Raw genomic sequence first — 17,821 nt, forward strand, 5'->3', positions numbered from 1 at the left:
ATTATGGAATTAACCAAATCTCAAAGTAATGCGGTTGAACAATTAGTTGAGAAAACAACTTCATATCTAACTAGTAGCGAAGAAATTAAGACAAAATTAAAAAAAGGAATTTATTTTGAAGCCCCGACAGGATCAGGAAAAACTTTCATGATTCTAAACTATATTGATGAATTAATTAAATGAAATAAAAAATACATTGGTAAGGAAATAGTTTTTGTATTTGTAACATTATCAAGTGCTGAATTACCTAAACAAACAGAAGAAAGATTTAATAAATATAAAATTTTTATAGATAATAAAAATTTAAATATAGAGAGAATTGAAAGCCCCTCAAACTTGACGGGAACGGCAGAATTTGATAAAAACTATCAATTTTTTGCCAAGCCTGATTCAGTTTTTATTATGGGTGGAGCATCTTTTAAATCAAATTCTATTTTACGTGAGCAAGGAGCAATTGAAGCATTTTTGTCTGAAATTAAACGAAAAAGGCAAATTCTTATTTATATAAGAGATGAGGCCCATATTGGTGATATTAACAAAACTTCAAAAGGCAAAAAAGACAAAGAAGACAAAGAAGACAAAGAAGACAAAGATGGCAAATCTTTTGAAGAAGAAATGCAACAAAATGCAACATTTATATTGAAAATGACAGCAACCCCAAAACCTGATTTCCCATTAGTTCGATTATCTGAAGAAGATTTAATAAATGATACAGATTTAAGTGGTCTTAAGAGGATTACACTTTTAAAAGCCAAAAAACGTCATAATTGTGGCTTAGAAAGTGGTAAAGATTATGATAATGAGCAAATTTTGGAAATAGCTTGTCAAAAATTTAAAGAAATTAAAAAACAATATAATGATAATATTGAAGAGCCTGGCTTAGTCGGTATTAACCCCGCAATGCTAATCCAAATTGATAGTAGAAGTAAAAAATATGCTCAAAAATTTTATGAAAATGAAGAAAAAATAATTAAAATACTCGAAAAATATAATCTTAGTTGAGTAAAATATTTTGAAGATAAAAAAGAAAGTAACTTGCGTCAAAAATCTAATTTCACATTAAGCGATATTTCTGAAGATACGTCTTCAGTTGATGTAATAATTTTTAAAATTGGCCCAGCAACAGGATGAGATATTCCAAGAGCATGTATGTTAGTCCAACTTAGAAATATTTCATCTACTAATTTAGGTATTCAGGTAATTGGTAGAATAAGAAGAAATCCTCGCCCTAAGTATTATTTAGAAGATACTTCCATTGCTCATAAATATTTTATTTATAGTAATGTTAACCCTAAGGATAAAAAAGTGGTTAAACTTTTTTTGAAGAATGAATATAAAAATGACATACTTATATCAGGCCAAATCGAACTTCCTGGAGCGTCTGCTGAAAATAGAAGTGAAATAATTAATTATATTCAATATGAAAACAATTTTGAATATGAATTTAACAAAGCCGCTAAGAAGGAAGAAGTTAAAATACTTTTTGAAGACGGTTTGAGAGATTATGAACGCTACTATAATGCCAATAAATTTATTTCTATTGATACTGTTTCTATCGATATTGAAGAATATGGTTCAGCAAGATTGATTAAATCAAAAATTTCAAACATTATTGAATTAGAATTAGCAATTATTAGACTTAAAAACAATTTAAAAAAGTATTTTACTTCTAAAATTGAAGACTTTTTTGACAAAATAAAACAAAAATTTTTAGAAGATAAAAAAACAAATAAACAAATTTTAGATTTAATTATTTTGTTAAAATATGGGCAAGAACTTGCTAGAATTTATAAAAAAACAATTAAAGATCAAGTTGAAAATGCTCAGTATAAACTTATTTTTAAAGAGCGTTTGCCTGAAGAAATTGAGTTTAATAATACTGAAAAAGATAAATCGGTGAAAACTAATGATTCTTTTGCTTATGAAAAAATTGATGACAAAAAATCAGAAAATAATCTTCCGTTAGATTCAGAAGCAGAACGGATTTTTGCAAATAAATTAATAGAAATTAGTAAATCAGATCAAAATATTCGTTTTTGAGCTAAAAACCCAGTCCATGCTAAATTAGGCTTTCAATACATTAATGGAAATGAAATTGCAAATTCATATCCTGATTTTTTGGTTATCAAAAATGGAAATTATTTTTATTTTGAAATCAAAAATTATGATAATGATTTAGATCCTAAAAAAACGCAATTATTAATAAGTGGTTATAATCAATATTTCAAAGAAAATCAAATAAATCAAATAAATCAAATAAATCAAATAAATCAAATAAATCAAATAAATCAAATAAATCAAATAAATCAAATAAATCAAATAAATCAAATAAATCAAATAAATCAAATAAATCAAATAAATCAAATAAATCAAAAAAAATTAACAGTAGCTGTTTGTTGAGTTAAGTCTAATCAACTATTTTATTTTGCAGGATCTTCTAATTTAGAACAAATTCGAGATAAAATTGATTTTAATAAAATAACAAATAGCAACATTAACGACATTAACAATGAAGAATTTGAGAAAAAAAGAAAAGAACTTACACCAATGCGTTTAACCGAAATCATAAATTAAATAATAAATAATCTTTTTTAAAAATCAAAAAAACCTATAATTCATAGGTTTTTTGTGCTTTTCAAACAAGAAAATCTTAAATATTTTTTGCTCTTCAAATATAAAATAAAACCATTTTCAAATTTGAAAGTAATTTGAAAATGGTTAATTTTGTCTAACTTTGTTTAGAAATTTATTTTTAGGTTATTTTTTAAAAAAAGATAAAAACCTGAAATTATGAAGACAAAACCAAACACAATAAATATAAAAATTACAAGTCTAATTATCTCTTTTTTAAAATCTGATCATTTCTGATTGCGTTTCTTTTGATAAAATCAAAGAAAAAGTGTAATCAAAAACAGGAAAATGGCAATTAAAATTGAAAAAATTAAATATAAAATCATAAGATTTTATGATAATTCAAGGTAAAAAAGCACTTTTTGGATCATTTTTTCAATTCCTTTTTGATTAATTTTTCTAATGTCATAACTTTTAGGATTTTCTTGAAAATATTTTTCAACTTCGTTAGAAAAATTAACTAAAAGGTCAGTGCCAACATTAATTTTGTTTATTCCAAAATTGATTGCTTTTTTGATTTCTTCTAGAGAAAGGCCGCTGGTTCCGTGCATAACAAGCGGAATTTTATAGTCTTTTTTAAAGTTTTTAACTAAATCTCAATCTAAATTAGCCTTTTTTTTGTAAATTCCGTGTGCGGTTCCAAAAGCAATCGCAAGAAGATCTGGTTCTGTTTTTTGGTAGAATTTTTTAACACTATCAATTTCAAGAATTTGTTCAGCATTTTCTTGATGACCAATTTCTTTGCCGCCAATTTGACCTATTTCTAGCTCGAGAAAAACATTTTTTTTATTAGCAATCGATTTAGCTTTTAGTGATTTTTCGATATTTTCATCAATTGGAAAATTTGAACCATCAAACATTGCAGAGTTAAAACCAAATTCAATGTATTTTTCAAAAAGATTTAAATCATCACAGTGATCAAGGTGAAAAATAAATTTACCAGAGGAATTTTGAATCGCTGATAAAATCATAGGCGCTAAAATTTCAATGCGCGAATATTTTATTGCCCCTTGGCTTAGCTGAATAATTAAAGGTTTTTGGGAAATTTCGCCGGCTTTAATTACGGCCAAAAGTGTTTCTAAATTTAAAACATTGAAAGCAAAAATTGCTTTATTTTCTGCATTTAGTTTCAAAAATACAGATCTTGGATCAATAAGTGCCATTATTTTCCTATTATTTTCCTATAATTTTGCGAACGTGATCGGCAACAAATTCAACATCAGTGCCAACTATAATTTGCAGACCTTTATTGCCAACACGAACAATTCCTCGACCACCAGCTGCAAGAATTTTTGCATCTAAGTGTTCATCTTTTTTATTATCTTTAACAATAAGTCGCAGTCTTGTTGCACAATTTGAGACTTCTTCAATGTTTTCTTTGCCGATAATTTCAATAAAGTCTAGTGCCATTTTTTCATATTTGTCACTAACTTTATCAGTGTTTTGGACTATATTTTCACTATGTGGGTCTATTTTTTTAGTGCTCTCAACTTCTAGATTTTCATTATTAGTGCTTATTTCGGTTTCAATTTTGTCTTCACGACCTAAGGTTTTAATATCAAACTTTTTAATGAAAAAGTAAAAACTTGAGCCTTGAATTAAAAACATTATTGCTGAAAATGCCCAAATTCATAGTGGATTTGCCATAATTCCAGCATTTTTTGCAAAGGCTCAAGAACGCGGGAAAGAGACAATATAGTCAATAAATCCGGCACTAAATCCAATTCCGATACTCATTCCAGTTCATGACACGAACATATAAATTAATGAAGTGAGAAAAGCATTTAAAAGTCATAAAAGTGGTGAAATAAAAATAAAAGTAAAAATTAGGGGTTCATCAATCCCAGTAAGAAAACTTACAAGTGTTGCGCCTGCCAAAAAAGTAGTAATTGTTTTCCGATTTTCCCGTTTTGCGGCAAAAATCATTGCCACTGCAGCACCAGGAAGTCCGCCTAAATATAAGGGAAAAAATCCAGTTGTAAAACCACCAGAACCAATAATTCCGGCATTAAATGCAGTTATATCACCATTTACAGTATGAATATCGCCAACATTTGCAATTGTATTTCCCACTTGATCAACAACAGGACTAATTAATCTACCTTCAATTGGCAATTGGAATCAAACAAAAGTATTTAAAATATGATGAAGTCCAAAAGGTTGAAGAAGTCGATTAAGAAATGCATAAACTGAGACATAAAATCCCCGCGCATAGCGATTGGCGCTTTGATCCGAAAGGGCTGAGCCAATTTTAATTAGTCCATATTGAGCCCAAGGTCAAATAATTGCAAAAAATAAGCCAAGCGGAATTATTGATAAAATTCCTAACATTGGCACAAATCTTCTGCCACCAAAAAATGAAAGTGTCTGTGGTAATTTAACGTTTTTGTATTTATTATACAAAAACGCAACAACAATTCCGACAACAATACCGCCAATAACCCCTGAATCTAATTGGTAGACGGGCTTGCCACTTTTTAGGAAATACAAAAGTTGTGTTAAACCTTTAAGTTCACCTGATTCGGCCACCAAAACTTTTGAATAAATTGCCTCAGCAAGTTGGTTTTGTTTTAAAAGCGCCGTCATTCCGTATCAAACAACAGCCCCAACAAGCGCGGCTTCACCGCGATTATCTTTGGCAAAACCAAATGAAATTCCGATTGCAAAAATAATTGCCAAATTATCAAAAACAATCCCACCTGGAGTTGAAATTAGTCGCCCGATAAATTTTTGTGTCTCGGAAATTCCGATAGAACCGTTTGCCGAAGGATCTTGAATTAATGCGCCAATTCTTAATAAAAGTGCAGCAATTGGCAAAACTGCAATTGGAAACATAAGTGATTTTCCAAGTCGTTGTAATTGGTTTAAAATCCGATTAAAAACCGAATTTTCTGATTTATGTGATTTTTGTTTTGGAGTAATTTTTTTAATTTTACCAGAAAATTTAACGGTCATTTAACACCTTTCAATTTTTTTAGTAAAAAATTGCTTTATCAAGTGTTTCTTTCGATAATTTAGAGGCAGCTTCTTTGTCTAAAATGAAAGTACAATTTGGATGCAATTGTAAAAAAGAAGCAGTAATTTCTGAATTAGGTTTTTCTTCTAACATTTGTTTTGTAACGTTTGCTTTATGCAAACCAAAAGAAACCATAATTGCTTTTTTTGTGTGTTTTAAAATTGTTTGAACTCCCATTGTCATTGCTTGTTTTGGACACTGGTCAAAATTGGAAAATTTCCCTTTTTTAACCATATCAATAATTGTTTCATCTGTTAAATTAGTAACATGAGTTGTTGAATTAAAAGGTGTTCCAGGTTCATTATAGGCCATATGACCGTTAATTCCGATACTAATATATTGCAAATCAATCGGATTTTCAGCGATTTTTTGCTCATAAAGCTTTACTTCTTGTTCAAGATCGCTCGCTTTTGAGTTAGGAATATTAATCTGGGAAACTGGAACATTAACATGGTCAAATAAATTAGTTTTCATTTGTTTGATAAATGCTTCAGGATGATCTTGGTCAATTCCGACAAATTCATCAAGATTAAATGTTGTAATTTTATCCCAGGAAGTCCCGTTTTGGCGATGATCTTCAATTAAAAGTTTATAAGTTTCAATTGGCGAAACTCCGGTTGCAAAACCTAAAACTGAATTAGGTTTTGTTTTAATTTGTTCAATAAAAAGGTCTGCACAATATTTGTGTAGGTCGCTCAATTTTTCAAAAATTAATATTTTCATTTTAATGTCCTCCAGTTTAAAATAGCAAATAAAAGTTGTTATTATTATTTTGCTCTATTCTAATTTTATCAAATTTTAAACTCGGACAAAAAAACTTCCCTATAAATTTAATAAATTAGTAGAAAAAATTCAGGCAACTAGTTTTCTATCAATGATTTTGATTGGAGTGCTTTTGTTAATTTTTCTACTAATTTTTTAAATAATGATACAATTATTTAAAAAATTCAAGTGTTTTAAAAATAGCTTAAAAATAAAGGTAAATTTAAAAAATGTTATACAAAAATTTAAGAATTATAAGTCATTTAGAAGAGTTTTTTGGCTGAATTGAGTTAGATGAGAGCGGTACTATTGTCAATTTAGGCCGTGGAAATACCGATTTTGAAGGTATTGATTGCAAAAATAACATTTTGTTACCAGCTTTTATCGATTCGCACACTCATGGTGGTTATGGTTTTTCATTTGAGGATTTTTCTAGCTCAGATTGAGAAAAAAATTTTCTAGAATACAAAAAAAAATTACATAAATTTGAAGGTGTAGCGGCTATTTTTGGTGCAACAGTTACTCAATCTTGGTCTAAAATTCAACAGAACTCTGAATTTTTTAGTTTTTTACTTAAAAAACATCCATATTTTTTGCTAAATTGATATTTAGAAGGACCTTTTATTTCTGTTGAAAAAAAGGGTGCTCATGATCCAAACCTAATTATTCCGGCTAAAAATTTTCATTTTGAATTTTTAGCAAAAAAATTTGCTAAAAAAATTACAGTTGTAATTGCCCCTGAAAGAAACTCGGCAAAATTAATTGATTTTTATCATAAATCAATTAATTTTGCAATTGGCCATTCAAATTGTTTTGACTTTGAAAAAGATCATGAATTAAAAAACTACCGCAGATTTACTCACTTTTTTAATGGCAGTTCTAACTTTGACCACAGAAGTCAATCACTTACTAACTTAATTTTTGAATCAAAATTACCTAGAAATTTTCTAGTTGAGCTAATTACCGATGGACTTCATATTAGAAATTCAACATTAAAATTCACAATAAAAAATCTTAAAAAGGAAAATTGAATTGCTGTTTCAGATTCGCTTGCCCAAAAAGGACTTAAAGACGGATTTTATAATTTAGGAAACCTAGAAACTGAGAAAAAAGGCGATTTATTTTATTTGAAAAATTCAGAACAAATTGCCGGAAGTGGCATGAGTTATCTTAGTATTCTCAAAAATTTAAAGAAAAATCTTAAACTTTCATGACAGGAAATTGTTTTCTGCTCTTCGTATAACGTTGCAAAAGCCCACAATCTTTTAGATTATTTTGGTACAATCAAAGTTGGCCAAAAAGCAAATTTTGTTATTGTTGATGATGATTTTAATCTAAAGATGGTGGTAATTTTTGGTCAAATTTACAGTCATTTTTAAAAAAACCCGAGTTTCCCAGTTTGATGAGATAATCTTAAAAAAGCGTCTGGTTTATTTTGGTCACTTTTTTAACTTTATTGGCAAACACAGGAAAAACAACTATTAAAGCAAAAACACTGAATTTTAAATCTAACCATCACAAAAGAAAAAATACAACTACTATTTAAACTCAATGTAAATAGAAAACTCGTTTTTATTTAAATTGAGCCTAAAAAAATATATGAAGTTTTGAAAGAACAATAATTAAAAGCCATAAATTTGTAGATTTCTAAACGGGTAAATTTAAGGCACCCCATTATATTTAAAAACATAATGGAAAATTCGCATTATCTTATTTTAATACGACAAAAAACATAACCAATTCCTCCTTAATTCGAATATCAAATTTATTAATTTATTCTTAGGTGAAGTTTATTATAACATAATTTTATTTTAGACCAAGCATTTTTTTTTTTTTTTGCAACAGGTTAATTTCAAAATAATAAAAATTAAGATTTTACCGTCAAAACGCCTGTATTTACGGGTATTTTTGCCTATTTATATTCACTAAAAAGTGAATTTTTGCCATCAAACTGGTAAACTCAGGAAAAATTGCAGTAATTTTTTGACAAATTTACAGTCATTTTTAAAATTTTTTACTTAAGAATAAATTTAGAGATAAAGAATTTAAATTTGATTTTAGAATTTTTAACTTTTTCTTTCTTAGAAATCAAAAAAACCTATGAATCCATAGGTTTTTTTGATGAACTTTAATAAAAACTATTTTTTAATGTAGGCGTCAATAAATGCATCAACTATTTCTTGACGAGCACTAGAGGTTTTACCATTTGTAAAATCAGGATGATCAAAAACAGCAAAAGCTTTTAATGTAATTGTAGATTGGGATTTGCTCTCAGCAGCTGGAGCTGGTTCTTTTGGAGTTGTTGGCGCTGGTTCTTTTGGAGTTGTTGGCGCTGGTTCTTTTGGAGTTGTTGGCGCTGGTTCTTTTGGAGTTGTTGGCGCTGGTTCTTTTGGAGTTGTTGGCGCTGGTTCTTTTGGAGGTTCAGCTGGTCCTATTTGATCTCAATCTAAATTAAAGTAGTTCGGGAAAGGATTTCAAGTTTTTGAAGGGTCGATATTATAAATAACATCGCCAACTTCTTTGTAATTTTTAGGATCCTGACTGTTTGAAGAATATAAACTTAAGGTTATTGAAAAAGGGGTTTTTATTATTTCTAATAAAAGATTTGCATCTTCTTCAATTAAATTTTTATTTTTTGTAACATCAGTTTCTTCTTTTGGTGAGTAAAAAGATTGGGTAAAATAGACGTTATTTGCAGTGTCATTTATTGTCGGAACTGTTGGTTTGGGTGGTACTGTTACAAAATATTCAGTTTTTTCATAAAACATTTTCTTTGGCTCATTGCTAGGAAATAAACCAGCGGCATCTCATGAATTGTACAAGTATGAAGAAGGTTTTAGTTGCGAATTAGTAGAACGGTTAGTTCCTGGGGCTGTATTTGTTCTAGAAATTCCTGATGTAACTAGAACTTGTTGTTTGTCAAGAAGTCTTAATAAATTAGCATAACCACCAAAAAATTGACTAGAGGCGCTAAATCCGAGATTTTTGTTGACTAAATGTTGTTTTAAATAAACATAATTTGCAAGCTGTTTATAATCCATTCCGATGACATAAACCGGTTTTTCACCCTCTTTTGGATCAAGTTTTTGGATAAAAATTCCTTTTCCATCTTTGTCTGATAAAAGATAGTGTTGTTTTCCATCAGAAATACCTTTGGCACTAAAAGCTAAATAAAGAGCACCTGAATCAACACGTGAAAATGGTTTTGGAGGCACCTTAGGTTTTGCTGTTTCGGTTTTAGTTGCCTCAGTTTTTGTCGCTACTGGTTTTGCTGTGTCCGTTTTTGTAACTTCAGTTTTAGTAGCCTCAGGTTTAGAATCTTCGGCTTGAGTTTTTTGAAATTTTAAAGGTTTTGTAAGCTCAAGACCATCAGCAGTTCTTCTTGCTTGTTCGGAGTGGAAAGTTAATTTTTTGTTTTCAGGGTCAAATAAATCAACTTTACCATCTTTATCAGTATTTTCTAAACTAACTGGGTCTAAAAATAAGGAAGGATTATATTTTTTAATAGTGTCATAAGCTGATTTTTCAGAGTTAATAACATTATTAACAACAATTTGGGAAGAAGCAAGAACTTTTGAATCATCATTAGTTGAAACTAATTGAAAGTCAAAAACTAATTGGTGATCTTCTTGAACTTCAATTTGGTATTCAATTTTCGCATCACTAAGATTATAAATTGAAGCTGTATTTAGTGTTGTCCAAACATTAGTTCCAATTTTTTGAGCTGATTCAGGGGTTGAATTTGGAGTTGGAGTTGATTCAGGAGCAGGAGTTGAACCACCGCCTGAAGCTGAATCAGTATTTGAATCACCAGTTGGACCTGATGCTTCTTCAGCAAAATTAGAAACATTTACAGATTGTGAACTAATTGAGCCAGCTTTTGTTTTAGCTTCTTCTATTACTTTTTTAAGTTCTTGTTTTGATTTTTTAATTTCATTAGTTGTTGGGAATCTACCATTGTCAAGTAAAAATACTCTTGTAACAACATCATCGCTAGGATTTTCTAGATTGCTTTCAGTTTTTGCTAGTTCAAAAAGTTGGTCAACTGTTTCTTTAATTTCATTAGTTGAAAGTGTTCTTGGTCCACTTTGATCTTTAAGACTAAATTCTTGAACTGAATTTACTGATCCAAGAAGTTGACCTAAGGCTTGCTCGTATTTATTTAAATCAACAAATACATCAAGATAAACGGTTATTTTTTGTTCTAATTGGCTGTCTTGACGGCTAAAGTTAATATCAAGTTCAAAGCGAACTTTTTTGTCTTTAAGAAGTTTTTGTTGATCAGCTTGGCTAATTTTGGTTGCATCAAAAAGTTTTGGTTCTATTTTGAGATCAAAAGTCCCAAATTTTGTTCTTGGACTTAATTGACTTAAGTCAATTTCAAAAAGTTCACTAACTGGTTTTTTAATAGTTTCTTCAGTATTTGTTCCTGATTTTTTATTGTATAAAAAATCAACTAATGTGGTTTTGTCTTTGATTAGCGCATCTTGAAGGACTTCTTTCATTTTAATTTGACCGCTAAAATGATTTTCAAGTCAAGTTGATAGAGTTGACTTGAACTCATCAGGATCAATTAAACCACGAATTTCAAGACTTAATTTTTTAGTTTTGTTATCTTTTTTATTAACTAAATTAACATCTAAAAATAATTTTTTATCTTTTTGTGTAAAAGATAATTGGTCTTTAGAATCAAGAACAACTTCAAGACTATAATCACTATCCAAGAAAATTGGTTCATCTAAAGAATTATAAAGACTAAGACTAGCCCCAGAAGTAGCCAGTGTGCTTTCAAGTTTTGAAAAATTATTAACAATTCTTGTTGATTTTTGGAAATTTGTTTTTAATTTATTTTCAAATTCTGCTTGTAAAAGATTGCTTCTTGAGACATCAATAAAAGATTTTGACTCATCAACTTGAAATTTATCAAGATCACCACTGGCTTGATCACTAGCTGCAAAACCTTTGAGTTCAATTTGTTTTGAATAAGTAATTTGTTCTTTTTCTGAACGGGCAAAAACTACAACATTTTTAATTGAATTACCATCAGCAACGGCATTTTCAAAATTAAAACTAATTTGATAGTCTTTTGATTTTAGATCACCAAAATCAAAACCTGAGCTTAGGTCAAATTGGTAAAGTTTACTTTTGGCTGCCGCAAGAGCAGTTTTTGCTGAAATATTAGCAATATTTGGATTTAGTTTTAAATTTGAGACAATTGTACTAAATTGTTCGCTTGAAACACTACCTGTATTTGCAAGGGCGTGCTCTGTTGGGCTTTCATTTAAAAATGAATAATAAGAATTATTATACGCTTTTAGACCCAGTGGGATCCCAATAACAGCGCTTAGTGCAATTGCTGATCCTAAAATTGTTGATACTAATCAAAAAGGCTTTTTTAATAGTTTCATTTTTTTCTCCTATTTTGAAAATTATTTAGCTGTTACTGACAATCCCTGATGCTGCTGTTGAGGTTGTTGAGGCGGTTTCAGTTTTACTAATAGTAATTTTAACTCTTAGAGTTGATCTTTTTTGAGGGGTTGTTGAAGCTGTAGATGATTCTGAACCTGAACTAGTTTCATCTTTTACTAAAACAAAAAATAGTTCTTTAGTAGTTTTGTCAAATGAGTCAGAAATAGATTCAACTAGGGTTTTATAATTTTTATCTTTAAAATGAGTTTCGAGGTATTCGTCAACTTTTTTTCCTAATTCAGGAAGGTAACTTTTAAGGCTTGTGTCTTCAGTTTTACCTTGGTTTTGAGCGCCTTCTGCTTTTTTGCCTTGGTTTTGAGCGCCTTCTGCTTTTTTGCCTTGGTTTTGAGCGCCTTCAGCTTTCTTACCTTGGTTTTGCGCACCCTCTGCTTTTTTACCTTGATTCTGAGCGCCTTCTGCTTTTTTGCCTTGGTTCTGAGCGCCTTCAGCTTTCTTACCTTGATTCTGTGAACCTTCTACTTTTTTAGGGAAAGTTAAATTTGAATAATTAGTTGAGTCAAGACTGGTCTCTCTAAATTGACCTTGAAGTTGAATAACGGCTTTATCTAGTTCGTTAATTTCTTTTCTATTGTTATAGATGGTTTCATCTTCGAGTTCCACAAATACTTTTATTTCTGGAGTTTTAACGTTTAATATACTTCCGTCGTTAGATTCAAGTTTGAAGCTAAATTTAACTGGTAAAACATGGTCTTTTTTCCCTTGGTTTTGCGCACCCTCTGCTTTTTTACCTTGGTTCTGAGCGCCTTCTGCTTTTTTACCTTGATTCTGAGCGCCTTCTGCCTTTTTGCCTTGGTTCTGAGCGCCTTCTGCCTTTTTGCCTTGGTTTTGAGCACCCTCTGCTTTTTTGCCTTGGTTCTGAGCTCCCTCTGCCTTTTTGCCTTGGTTCTGAGCTCCCTCTGCCTTTTTGCCTTGGTTTTGTGCGCCTTCGGCTTTTTTAGCTTCTTCAATTTCCTGTTCTTTGCCTACTTCGTCAATTTTTTTAGAAACTTCACCTTTTTCTTGTTCAGCTTCTTTAACAAATTCAAGTGTATATTTTAAATTGTCATCAAGTTTTGCCCAAGACTTAAAGTTGTCAAACTGACCAGCTTTTAGGAAAAATGCTGATAAAACATCGCCAAATTTTTCAAATTTGGCATAATTTTCTGTATTATCTGCAGACTCACTTCTTTCTTTAGTTGTAACTTTTTGAGTTTTTAGATAGTCAAAAATTGATGAGTCACCTTTTTTACTTCCAAGTTCAGTTTTAATACTTGTTGGCAGAACCAAAGTTCCATAAAAACCGATACCTTCGCTATCTCTTCATAAATTATTGAATGAAAGTTTTTTAATATCACCTGAAGAAGTTAAACTAATTTTATTTGCTTCTTCAAAAATATTGTCTTTAGAATCTAAAAGACTTTGAGGGAGTTGACTTGATTCAGCAATAAGTCCTCATTTTTTGGAAAGTTCAAAAAGTGTTTCAAGGAAAGTTTTTCTGTCTTTTGTTAGTAAATCTTGGAAATAACTAGCAACTTGGTGTCCGTCACGGAAAAAATTACGAGACTCAATACTTGAAACTCCGGCGTTTCTAGTTGATTGAGTCTCATCTTTGGTCATTCTTTTAATATCTGATAAACTTGGGTGTTTAAGTTTTCCAACTCAAGAATCTAATAAAGAAATATAAGATCCAAAGTCTAAATCGTAATTACGTTCTAAAATATTGCGAATTTCATTGGTTTTTGGACTGTTGTTTCCAAAAAGAGCTTCAATTTCTTCTTTTGCAACCTTGCGTGAAGATGATTTGATTCCTGCCCCATATTGATCAAAAACTGCCTGTTTTTGTTTATTATCTTTTCCAAGTCCTTCTAAAAAGCGTGTTTTAAAAATATCGCTATTTAACTGACCTAAGTTTTCTAATTGTTTAAGTCCGCTAATTTCAAGAGTTCCAGTTTTTTGACTAATTTCCAAAGGAAAATTGCTTGGCATGAAAAATTGGCTATTAACTGAAATTGTATAAGGAATTAAAACTTTAGTCTTATCAGTTGCATCAATTTTTGCTTCTAAAGGATCAAATGAAACTTTAAGACTTTTACTTGAGTTGTGATTTTTAAATTTTTGGCCAAAATTACCAAAACTAAAAGCAAGTTTTTTGTCTTTTAAAAGTTCTAAAATTTCTGACTTTAGACTCTCAGAGCGCTGAGCTGGATCACTAAAAAATCCAGATTTAATTTGGGCTAAAAATTCAACAGCCAATTTGTCGCCCATGTCTGATTTAAAGTCTGTTTTATCTAAATTTTTCAAACTTAAATTATCAAAAAAATCTGAATAATTTAAAAAATAAGAACTTTTATCGTTTTTTTCTAATTTAATTGCATTTACAACGGTAGAAAAACTTGAACTTGAGTCAAGCATTTGTCTAGCAGTTGAAGTAAGATTTGCCTCTAAGAAAAATGAAGGAACTTGATTTTGAAGACTAACAAATTGACCGGTTGACTTATCACGGGCAAAATCAAAATTAAAAATTGTATCAGTTGAATTTGGAAGTTTATTTTCCTGTGAGTTTTTAAGACTAGCTAATAAATTATTAAGTGAAGGGAAATATGAGCTAATTTTCTCACCAAATTCTTTTGAGTCTTTTGATTTATTTAGGTCATGTTGAAAATCAACTGGTCTAATTGTGCTAGGATCTGTTGGATTTGAAGTTGCTGAATTTTGATCAGCAAAATTGGCGGTTCTAGCAGAAATTAAATTTTGAACTTGCTGATTAAGTCTGCTGGTAATTTTTTGTAAGGAAAAATTAAATTCGGCAATTAAAATAGTTGATTCTTTGACAAAAGAAACAACTTGTTCATAAATGTCAGATTTGGCAACATCGCCATTTTGTAATTTTTGGCTAGCTTGAAATTTAACTTTAAAATTTTGGTTAGCATCATCTGGGAGAATTTTTAGAATTTGGTAGCTAATTTTTGCATCAGAAAATTCTGAGTCAGAAAAGTCTAGTTTTTCTAAATTCCCGCCCTTTTTCTCAAAGAAAGAAAAGGATTCAAGCGCATTTTCGGCATTTTTAATTTTATTGCTTTCATCTAAAAGTGCTGATTTTACGTCTTTATAATCTGAATCAGCATTAAAAGCATTTAAATTAAAGGCCAAATTTGAAACACGAGATGCAAACTGATTTACTTGAGTTCTTGGATTTTCAGAATTATATTTTACATTTACTGTAAGACCGATTGTAAGCCCGACAATACCAGCTCCGATAAGTCCCGAAATCCCCCCCGCTAGCAAAAGGGTTTTGGATTTTGATGATTTATTCATAGAAACCTCCTATGTTGTACTAAAAATAAAAAAATAAATAGTTTAAATTATAAACTAATTTTATTTTCATAATTATACATAGTAATTATACTAATTTTCAATTAAAAAAAAAAAAAAAAGGAGCTGAGTTTGCCGGTTCGATGGCGAAAATTCAGTTTTTAGTCAATATAAATATGCAAAAATGCCGGTAAAACAGTGTTTTTTGGCCTAAATCTTGATTTTTATTATTGTAAATTTAGCCTTTTGCAAAAAAAAAAAAAAAATGTTTGGTCAAAAATAAAATTATGTTATAATTAAACTCGTTTAAGAATGAATTAATAAATTTTAAATATTGAATTAAGGGGGACTTGATTATGTTTTTTGTCGTATTAAAATAAGATAATGCGAATTTTTCATTATATTTTATAAATATGATGGAATGCCATAAATTTGACCGTTTAGAAATCTACAAATTTATGGCTTTTGATTATTGTTCTTTCAAAACTTCATATATTTTTTTAGGCTCAATGTAAATAAAAATGAGTTTTCTATTTACATTGAGTTTAAATAGCAGTTGTATTTTTTTATGATTTTTGCTGTTTAGTCCATCTGGGAAGCTCGTAAAAAAGGATAAAAACTAGAAAAATTACTTCTAGCTTTTATCCTTTTTTGGCAATATCCAAAAACTAAACGTCAATTTTTGCATATTGGGCATTTTCTTCGATAAAAATTTTACGCAAAGTTACGTCTGTACCCATTAGTGAGTCAAAAATTTGCGCTACTTCTTGGATATTATGAATTTGAACTTGAGTCATTCGACGAGTTTTTGGATCCATTGTTGTTTCTCAAAGTTGTTCAGGATTCATTTCTCCAAGCCCTTTGTATCTTTGGATAGTAAATTTAGAATTTTCGCCACTAATTTTACTTAAAATAGCCTCTTTTTCTGCATCATTATAGGCATATTCGATCTTTTTATTGTAAGAAATTTTGTATAGCGGTGGAATTGCAATATAAACAAAACCATATTCAATCAACTTTTTGAAATAACGGAATAAAAATGTCAAAAGTAAGGAGCGAATATGAGATCCATCTGAATCAGCGTCAGTCATTATTATAATTTTTTGGTATCTAATTTTGCTAATATTAAATTCAGGACCAACTCCAGTACCAAAAGCGGTGATCATTGAAATAATTTCTTCATTGCGCAAAACTTTTTCAAGTTGAAAGCGTTGTGAGTTAATCACTTTTCCTCGCAAAGGTAAAATTGCTTGAAAATTACGATCGCGACCCATTTTGGCGCTCCCGCCAGCTGAGTTTCCCTCAACTATATATAATTCGGCGATTTGAGGATCTTTTGTTGAACAATCAGCAAGTTTTCCAGGAAGTGTGCCTACATCAAAGGCTGATTTACGCTTTACTGCTTCGCGAGCAGACTTTGCTGCCCGAGCTGCTTTTTGGGCTAACAGGTTTCTTTTAATAATTTTATCAGCATTCTCTGGATTTTCGGCTAAAAATCGTTCAAGAACAGTGCTTAGAGTTTTGTTTACAAGTGGACGAACTTCTTTGTTATTTAGTTTTGCTTTTGTTTGACCCTCAAAAATAGGATTTGTGTGTTTAACTGAAATAATTGCAATTAGACCGTCTTTTATATCTTGTTTGTCAAATTTATCTGCTTCAGATTTAATAAATTTATTATTAATTGCATAATTATTTAGAATTCTTAAAAGTGAGTCTGATAGTCCCAGTTCGTGAGTTCCACCTTCAATATTGTGAATATTATTTGTGTATGATTTAATTTGTTCGTGATCTTCACTTATATAATTTAGGGCAACTTCGATTTTAATAATTTCATCATTATGCTCAAATTCACCTTCAGCATAAATGATTTTGTCACTAACTTTTTCAAAATCCTTACTAAGATCAGAAACATAATCACGAATTCCGCCATTGTAGCAAAAACTTTGATTAAATCCGTTTCTCTTGTCGATAATTACAAACTCGATTCCTTGAGTCAAGTAGGCTGTGTTTTTAATACGATTTACGATTGTTAAAAGTTGAAAATTATTTTTTTCCAAAATTTCAAAGTCGGGTTGAAAAATAATAGTTGTTCCCGTTTCATTTTTTTCTAAGTCAGCAATAGGACTCAAATCAGCAAGTTTTTGGCCGCCATTTACATATTCTTGAAACCACAATTTGCCTTCACGTTTAATATAAACTTTTAAATTTTTAGCTAAGGCATTAACAACAGAGGCACCAACTCCATGCAGTCCGCCTGAAACTTTATAGGATTTTCCATCAAATTTTCCACCTGAATGAAGAACGGTAAAAACAACTTCAGCAGCAGAAACACCATGTTTTGGGTGAATTCCAACCGGAATTCCACGCCCGTTATCCTCAATACTTATTGTATTATCATCTATAATTGTTAAGGTAATTTTAGATGCAAAACCAGCAAGCGCTTCATCAACAGCATTGTCAACAACTTCTCAAACTAAATGGTGTAATTCGTTAATTCCAGTTCCACCAATATACATTCCAGGTCGTTTGCGAACAGCTTCTAGACCTTCCAAAACAACAATATTTTCAGCTTGATAATCTTTTGACATTATATTTTTTCTCCGACAAGTTACGTTAAAATTTTACCATAAA

Annotated in this window: 8 protein-coding genes; 2 read left to right on the forward strand and 6 right to left on the reverse strand. The window is 30.1% G+C overall.

All coding sequences use genetic code 4. From position 1 onward, the window contains the following. Positions 1 to 3 precede the first annotated feature (3 nt). Entirely contained in the window at positions 4 to 2,574 is a 2,571-nt protein-coding gene (locus V3249_RS00850; protein ID WP_341517588.1) for a DEAD/DEAH box helicase family protein, read from the forward strand. Between the two features lie 389 nt (positions 2,575 to 2,963). Here V3249_RS00850 and V3249_RS00855 read toward each other — a convergent pair whose 3' ends face one another. Genes V3249_RS00855 through V3249_RS00865 form a run of 3 tightly spaced genes read right to left on the reverse strand, consistent with a single transcriptional unit; the run spans position 2,964 to position 6,370 of the window. After that, the gene (locus V3249_RS00855) at positions 2,964 to 3,794 is read right to left on the reverse strand and encodes a class II fructose-bisphosphate aldolase (protein ID WP_337902599.1); all 831 of its coding nucleotides are present in this window, start codon (positions 3,792 to 3,794) and stop codon (positions 2,964 to 2,966) included. A 10-nt stretch (positions 3,795 to 3,804) separates the two neighbouring features. Beyond that, entirely contained in the window at positions 3,805 to 5,586 is a 1,782-nt protein-coding gene (locus tag V3249_RS00860) for a PTS transporter subunit EIIC (protein WP_341517589.1), read from the reverse strand. 19 nt (positions 5,587 to 5,605) lie between these two features. Further along, complete coding sequence (locus tag V3249_RS00865; RefSeq protein ID WP_337902601.1) at positions 5,606 to 6,370, reverse strand: glucosamine-6-phosphate deaminase; 765 nt, start codon at positions 6,368 to 6,370, stop codon at positions 5,606 to 5,608. 269 nt (positions 6,371 to 6,639) lie between these two features. Here V3249_RS00865 and V3249_RS00870 point away from each other — a divergent pair, with 269 nt between their 5' ends. Continuing rightward, positions 6,640 to 7,788 (forward strand): amidohydrolase family protein, encoded by a 1,149-nt coding sequence (locus tag V3249_RS00870; RefSeq protein ID WP_337902602.1) that lies wholly within the window; start codon positions 6,640 to 6,642, stop codon positions 7,786 to 7,788. Between the two features lie 759 nt (positions 7,789 to 8,547). Here the strand turns inward: V3249_RS00870 and V3249_RS00875 are convergent. The 3 genes from V3249_RS00875 to V3249_RS00885 form a co-directional block, all read right to left on the reverse strand. After that, a complete protein-coding gene (locus V3249_RS00875) occupies positions 8,548 to 11,817 on the reverse strand; it encodes a P110/LppT family adhesin N-terminal domain (protein WP_341517590.1) in 3,270 nt (1,089 codons plus the stop codon). A gap of 25 nt (positions 11,818 to 11,842) precedes the next feature. Next, positions 11,843 to 15,193 carry a P97 family adhesin gene (locus V3249_RS00880; protein WP_341517591.1) on the reverse strand — a complete coding sequence of 1,117 codons (3,351 nt, stop codon included), beginning with the start codon at positions 15,191 to 15,193 and terminating at the stop codon, positions 11,843 to 11,845. A 665-nt stretch (positions 15,194 to 15,858) separates the two neighbouring features. Next, positions 15,859 to 17,778 (reverse strand): DNA gyrase subunit B, encoded by a 1,920-nt coding sequence (locus V3249_RS00885; RefSeq protein WP_337896857.1) that lies wholly within the window; start codon positions 17,776 to 17,778, stop codon positions 15,859 to 15,861. Positions 17,779 to 17,821: the final 43 nt, after the last annotated feature.

This window comes from Mesomycoplasma ovipneumoniae, assembly GCF_038095995.1.
Taxonomy (GTDB): domain Bacteria; phylum Bacillota_I; class Bacilli_A; order Mycoplasmatales; family Metamycoplasmataceae; genus Mesomycoplasma; species Mesomycoplasma ovipneumoniae_F.